The organism is Pseudoalteromonas sp. Z1A6, from assembly GCF_011378745.1.
GTDB classification, from domain to species: domain Bacteria; phylum Pseudomonadota; class Gammaproteobacteria; order Enterobacterales; family Alteromonadaceae; genus Pseudoalteromonas; species Pseudoalteromonas arctica.
This window is the reverse complement of the sequence record NZ_WTKW01000247.1, coordinates 1-6,422: the sequence shown is the minus strand read 5'-3', so window position 1 is coordinate 6,422 and position 6,422 is coordinate 1. Positions and strand designations below refer to the sequence as shown.

Below are 6,422 nucleotides of genomic sequence, written 5' to 3'. Positions count from 1 at the left end.
TATGCTCATTAGAATATTTACAGCTATCAAAAGCTGCCAATCAGCAGTTTTGAAAGCGGTAAACCAAATGTATTGCCCATAAATCTAAAGCTCAAACATACACGGCAATACACACGATTTTAATTTAAGAACCTAATTTAAGCGCTTAACTTAAATTAAAACCTTACTTATTATGTAACTTAATTTCACTTACCGTATAAGGTTTGCCATGCCCAGTATTGGTAATGCCTGGGCCTGTAAGCAAGTCAAAATTCGACATAAGCAAAGAGCCTTTATAATAAATAATATCGGCGGGTTGGTCTAATTCACCATTTTCTGAATTGTTATCGGGGTACGATGCAATAACGGTTACATTTTGGTTTGTATCAATTCTTATAACTTGATTAGTTAAAAAACCTGCAGCATATAAATTACCTTGAGGGTCTATAGTTAAGCCATCAGGTCCACTTCCTTTTGGAAGTGTTGCATAGGTACTTTGGCTAAGCAGGTTGTTGTTTGTATCAAACGTTAATTTATAAATTAAGTCGTCACCTAGGTTGGTTACAAACAAGTTGCCCTGTGAGTCAAAAACTAAGCCATCAAGTCCAAATTTACGTTGCTTATTAGCTGTTTTAGCCAAAAACAATAAATGCGGATCATCTGTACTGTTAGTCACTAATATATTGGTATCTGTGGCCTTAAAACGATATATCCCGCTGAGAGTCTCGGCCTTATTTTTACTTGGCACACGCAGTTGAGTTACATAAATATAGCCATTTTGATAGCGCACACCATTTGGCGAACTCATGCCTTTTGCTACTATTTGAGTATTGATGACTTTATTATTTTTTAAGGTGAGTTTAAGTAATCGAGCTTTGCCAGCACCTTGGTTATCGGCTACAAATAACGCACCATCAGGGGCATAGGCAAGGCCCATAGGACGACCCTTCCCTTTATTATTTGGCCCCGACAACTGGGCTATTTTAGTAAACGTTTTGTCATTATTAATATTAACCAGCACACCCGCTTGTAGCCCTTTATTGGCATAGTTAACACACGATAAAGTAAGCTCTCCTGTAGGAGAGGCAGCAAAAGCGTCTGGGGTTGGGCAATAGTCAGGGAGTGATGCAAATAAACTCGCACTCTCAAGCAGTGTATTAGACGTTTTAACAGGCGCTAAAGATGCACTTACTCCCCCTTTATTTATGCTTTTATTATTGCTTTGAGCCGTGTGGGTACTGCAACCAAACACAGTAAATAAGCATACCAAACCCGCTAATTTATTTTTAAGATGAGTGATGTTATTTTTATTCATTATTGCTCTCTTTTACTCTTAATTTTTTGCGAAAAAAAAGCAAGGCTTGTTCCCAAACCTTGCTTTTTACCTCTCATAGTTAACTTTGTCGTAATCAAACGTTGTAATTAAAAATTGATTACTTGATCTGTCCCAACCTTAGATTTACTGATTACTTCACCATTGCTGTAACGCACACTTACGTTATCTATTTCGTTGCACTGGCCTAAACCAAAATGAACTACATTATCAAATGATTGTGTATAAGGTGCAGCATCAGGCGACACGCGCCTTGTAAGGGTTTTACCACAGCCTTTAAGTGTCGCTATAGCGCCAATTGGGCTTGCATTATGCTTAAGTGAATTACTTATACGCAGTAATGCATAGTGATTACTGTTATTGGCTTGATTACTAAATAAGTGCCACTGACCTCTGTCGTTATTCATAATAATATCGACCTGGCCGTCTAAGTTGTAATCAAATACATTTGCGCCTGAGCCAATGGTACCTAAGGTGTTTGTTATTAATCCTGAATGAGTCGCTTGGCTAAATGTGTTATCGCCATTATTTAAATACAGTATTTGCGATGTAGGCGTTACCAAGTTGCCTTGTTTAACAACAAACAAATCTTGGTAGCCGTTGTTGTTAAAATCTCCCACACTTACGCCGGTCGTATTTAAATTTGTTTTAATGCCAGCTTTAGCACTCACATCTACAAATTTTCCACTTTCATTTTTAAGTAACAAATCTGATGGAGCTGTTGGTTTTTTATTTACCGTATAATGTTTAACACCGGTTACAACACCCGTTGTAGGTGAAAAAGTATTACCCGCCATACGCCATTTATCATTGCCTATATAACCAACATACAAACCTTTATTAGGTTGGGTATCGGCCCAGCCTAGGCCATTACTGCTAACAATATTGACGTTTTGACCACTGTGCCTTTCACCTTCAAATTTATATTTATAAGTGCCTTCGCCTACAAATACATCTTGGTTTGGATAAGGTGACTGGTAGTTAACTAAATTAAGCGTATCGCCAATAAGTAAGTCATCATATTTAAATGGTCCACGCTTGGTGTAAAAACCAAATGTGTGGCTTTTAGCATCAAAAAACGTATCGCCTGCTTGTAATGGGTTAGCACGACTTATATATAAATCAAAGTCACCATCATTATCAAAATCGATTTCGCTAACACCCGTCGCATCCATTATTTTATTAGGTAAAACATTGGCGGTTACGTCACTAAAGGTAAAGTCGCCATTGCCTTTTAAAACACGTAAAGCACCGTCGCCGTAAATCACTAAATCGTCAATTTTATCGTTATTAAAATCTGTAATAAGGACTTTTTGACCATCTCGATTAGTTTTTGGTAAATCACTTGCGTGAGTTATATTGCCGCTACCATCGTTTTTATAAATAAAATTACTGGTTTGTTTACCGCTATTAGCCTGCGGGAATCCCATTAGTAATAAATCTAAATGACCGTTGTTATTGGCATCAAAAAACTTACTAGTGCGCCCACGCAACGTTGGCAGTTTGGGTGAAAACTCACCGCCTTCAATGATTTCTCTTTTGTTAAAGTGAAATAACTTAGCATTACGCGCGTTATCGCCAGAGCCACCACCACGTGAAAGCAAAATATCCATTTTGCCATCTTTGTCGTAATCGCCTACGCCAATACCGTGCATATCACCTACAATCAGGTCGCGCCCTTTGTCGTAAACGCCTTTATTGTTCCAATACAAACGAATGGTATAACCATGGTCGGTAAGTAATAAATCTGGGTAACCGTCTTGGTCTAAATCGCTTATTAATGCGTTATCCCATTTACGGCGATTTTTGTTTTCTAATTTAATTGCTTGGTGCTGCTCAGTAAATAATGTTTTGCCCGGTGTTAGCTGAGCGCCCGCTAGGGCACTCGCTTGTTGACAACCTAGTAAGCTTGCGCCCATGCATAACAAAGAAACATGCCATACAATTGTTTTTACTTTCATAAAGCCTCCATGAATTTGATAAAACTTACTTAGTTGTTTTAAACGTTTTATCGAATCGTGGCATGGCATCTAATCGCCAGTTAGCACCTTCAGCCGTTTCGTGAAACCATTTAGGCTGTTGGTTATCCCAACTCCATTTTTCCATTTCGCGAACCATGTCGGTTAACAGTGCTTTGTTAGATTTACTTACATCGTGTTTTTCAGAAATATCGTTTTCGATATTAAATAACTGCCATGGTTGCTGGTTAACTTTTAATGCTTTCCATTGGTTCATACGAATTGCAGCATCGCTGTAACCTTTACGATGGCGAAGTGCATAAATAGGCTCATCTTTATGTGGGTTTTCGTTTTTAATAAATGCAGGCCACATATTTGTACCATCTAAATGTTGGTTTTCTTCAACTTTAGCGCCCGCTAAAGCTGCAAATGTTGGGTATAAGTCTAGTGCCGATACAGGATGCGAAAAACGCTTGCCCGCAGGTACATGCTTAGGCCAATGAAACAACATAGGAACTCTAAAACCGCCTTCTTGTGTACTGCCCTTACCTGCTTTAAGTGGGAAGTTATTAGCGCCTTTACTTAATTTTCCACCGTTATCGCTCATAAATACGATAAGCGTATTATCATACTGATTATTTTTTTTCAGGGTTTCTACTAGTTTACCCACGCCGCGGTCAACTGCGTAAACCATACCTGCATATGTTTTACGGTCTTTATTTTTTATATCAGGAAACATCGCCATATCTTCGTCTTTAGCTTGCAATGGCACATGCGGTGCGTTGTAAGCTAAATATAAAAAGAATGGATTTTTTTTGTCTGCTGCTTTGTCTACAAAATTAACGGCTTCGCGCGAAAGTGCATCAGTAATGTACTGCGTTTCTTTTACTTCTTTGCCGTTGTGCTCTAGCGGAGTAATGTACTCAAAAATATTTTTTAAGCCTTGTGCCTTTTGCTTTTTATACTGAAGTTGATATTGGTCAGGAAAATAATTATGCCCACCGCCTAAAAATCCATAGTATTCATCAAAACCACGTTTATTTGGATGATACTGCGGCGCATCACCCATATGCCATTTACCTAATGCACCGGTAAAATAGTTATTTTCGTTTAGTAATTTACTAATAAACTTAGCGTCAGTAGGCACGCCTACGTTTGAGCCGCGTGTCGGTAAATTAAATTGTGAGCCAATCTTATGTGGATAACGACCGGTCATTAATGCCGCTCGGCTTGGGCCACAAAACGGGTGCGCTACGTAAGCGTCTGAAAAGGAAGTACCCGATTTAGCAAGATCATCAATATTTGGGGTAATAATATCCTTAGAGCCATTAAAACCAACATCTGCATAACCTAGGTCATCTGCAACAATAAGAATAATATTGGGTTTTTTTTCACTTGCGTGTATGCCCGCAGAGCCAATTAATAAGGCAAGCGATGATAAAGCGCTCAATAATTTTGTGTGTGTTTTCATAGTGCCAATCTCAATTTTGATAATAAAAAATAGCAGGCCAATTAAGGCCCACCAAAGGGCATTACTCGGCTATAAAAAAGCTTTCATGTGGTGATTAAATTTAGTTAATGATGGGTCTTCAATACGCTTAAGCTCTCCCGCCATTTTATGCACTAAATCAGTAAGCTGTTTTTTGTATTTAGGATTATCTATTTGGTTTGTGATTTCGTACGGATCATTTTTTAAGTCGTATAATTCATCGCGGCTGTCGCCTGGATTCCATACAAATTTCATTTCAGGGGTACGTATAGCTCTAATACCAAACCATCCGCCGTTGTACCATTCGTAGGCATATAACGAAATATCATCTTTACCAGCATCGGCACTATCGCCTTGTTTCATCAATGGTAAAAGTGAACGTCCATCTTCGTCGCCATCAAGGGGTAGTGTCATCCACTGGCGAAGTGTTGGTGCTATGTCTAGCATAGACACTTGGCGGTTAATTATTTTAGGCTCAAGGCTAGGGTCACGAATAATAAGTGGCATACGCATTAATTCGTCGTATGCATACGGGCCTTTGTCATACAGGTTATGCTCGCCTAGCATACTACCTTGGTCGCCTACTAAAATAATGTGTAGGTCGTCGTATAAACCTTCTTCTTTGGCGGTATTAATAAGCTCGCCAACTGCGTGGTCAATCATGGCAATGGCACCATAGTAAAAACTATGCGCTTTGCGCCAATCGGTTTCAGTCATGTGGCTTACATCGTGCCAAGGCCACCAAATATCATCTTGCGCCATTGGTTTATGTTTACGTTCTATACCAAAGTTTTTAGGAAGTTTTATATCTTTGTAGTCGTACATGCTGGCGTAAGGTTCTGGTACGCGGTACGGCGGATGAGGTTGCTCAAAACTAACAATACCAAAAAATGGTTTGTCTGATTTGGCCGCATTTTGCAGCATTAATTTGCCTTCGTTTACTTCTTTAGCTGTTACTGTATCTGCGTATGTGCCCGGAAGTGTTTTGTAGTAATCGTGCTTTTCGCCGTTTTTATCGCGTTCACCTGCATTCATACGGGCAACATTTTTTTGTGTACCATAAGGCGTAAAAGGACGGCCATTACGCTCTTCCTCTTTATCGTGCCCCCACATAAAGTTAGCACCGCGCAGTGCTGGGCCTTGTGCACCTAAGTGCCATTTACCTACATAACTTACGTCGTAACCTACGCTTGTTGCACGTTTAATTACGCTGCCTTCACTAAGTGATAACTCAGAAAGACGAGAATGATAAAGCCCCACGTTATCGTCAAGCCCCGTTTTATGTCCCCAGCGGCCAGTAAACATAGCCGCGCGCGAAGGAGAACATAAGCCAGTAGATGTCATCGCTTGATCAAAACGTGTACCTTCGTTTGCTAATGCGTCAATATTTGGCGTTGAAACTGGGCCATTACGATAAGAAAACGTATCAAAGCGCATATCATCAAACAGTAAAATCAGCACATTTGGCTTTTTGGCTTCAGAGTTTTTCAGCTCTGCATCTTTTGCATATAAATTGGGAGCAAATAATGTGCAGCACCCTAACAGCATCACCATTTTTATTTTAAATAAGTTCATGTGTGTGTCCTTTTAAACAACTAAAAATTGCTACGTCAGTGTTTTAACAATCTGCCTGTACTTTATTATAAAAGTATAAAATTGATTT

At 39.3% G+C, this 6,422-nt stretch carries 4 protein-coding genes; all 4 read right to left on the bottom strand.

Annotation, left to right across the window (positions count from 1 at the left end; translation table 11 throughout):
• Positions 1-163 precede the first annotated feature (163 nt).
• On the bottom strand, positions 164-1,294 hold the full coding sequence (locus GQR46_RS14480) for an SMP-30/gluconolactonase/LRE family protein (RefSeq protein WP_165741311.1): 1,131 nt from the start codon (positions 1,292-1,294) through the stop codon (positions 164-166).
• Between the two features lie 107 nt (positions 1,295-1,401).
• Positions 1,402-3,273 carry a CRTAC1 family protein gene (locus GQR46_RS14475; protein WP_165741310.1) on the bottom strand — a complete coding sequence of 624 codons (1,872 nt, stop codon included), beginning with the start codon at positions 3,271-3,273 and terminating at the stop codon, positions 1,402-1,404.
• Positions 3,274-3,298: 25 nt separating this feature from the next.
• On the bottom strand, positions 3,299-4,741 hold the full coding sequence (locus tag GQR46_RS14470; RefSeq protein WP_165741309.1) for a sulfatase-like hydrolase/transferase: 1,443 nt from the start codon (positions 4,739-4,741) through the stop codon (positions 3,299-3,301).
• A 69-nt stretch (positions 4,742-4,810) separates the two neighbouring features.
• Positions 4,811-6,334, bottom strand: a complete 1,524-nt coding sequence (locus GQR46_RS14465) for a sulfatase-like hydrolase/transferase (RefSeq protein WP_165741308.1) — start codon at positions 6,332-6,334, stop codon at positions 4,811-4,813.
• Between the last annotated feature and the right edge of the window lie 88 nt (positions 6,335-6,422).

What these genes read in the sequence shown, in the direction of transcription:
- GQR46_RS14480 (WP_165741311.1), bottom strand. Translation starts at nt 1,294, where the DNA reads ATGAATAAAAATAACATCACTCATCTTAAAAATAAATTAGCGGGTTTG.
- GQR46_RS14475 (WP_165741310.1), bottom strand. Translation starts at nt 3,273, where the DNA reads ATGAAAGTAAAAACAATTGTATGGCATGTTTCTTTGTTATGCATGGGC.
- GQR46_RS14470 (WP_165741309.1), bottom strand. Translation starts at nt 4,741, where the DNA reads ATGAAAACACACACAAAATTATTGAGCGCTTTATCATCGCTTGCCTTA.
- GQR46_RS14465 (WP_165741308.1), bottom strand. Translation starts at nt 6,334, where the DNA reads ATGAACTTATTTAAAATAAAAATGGTGATGCTGTTAGGGTGCTGCACA.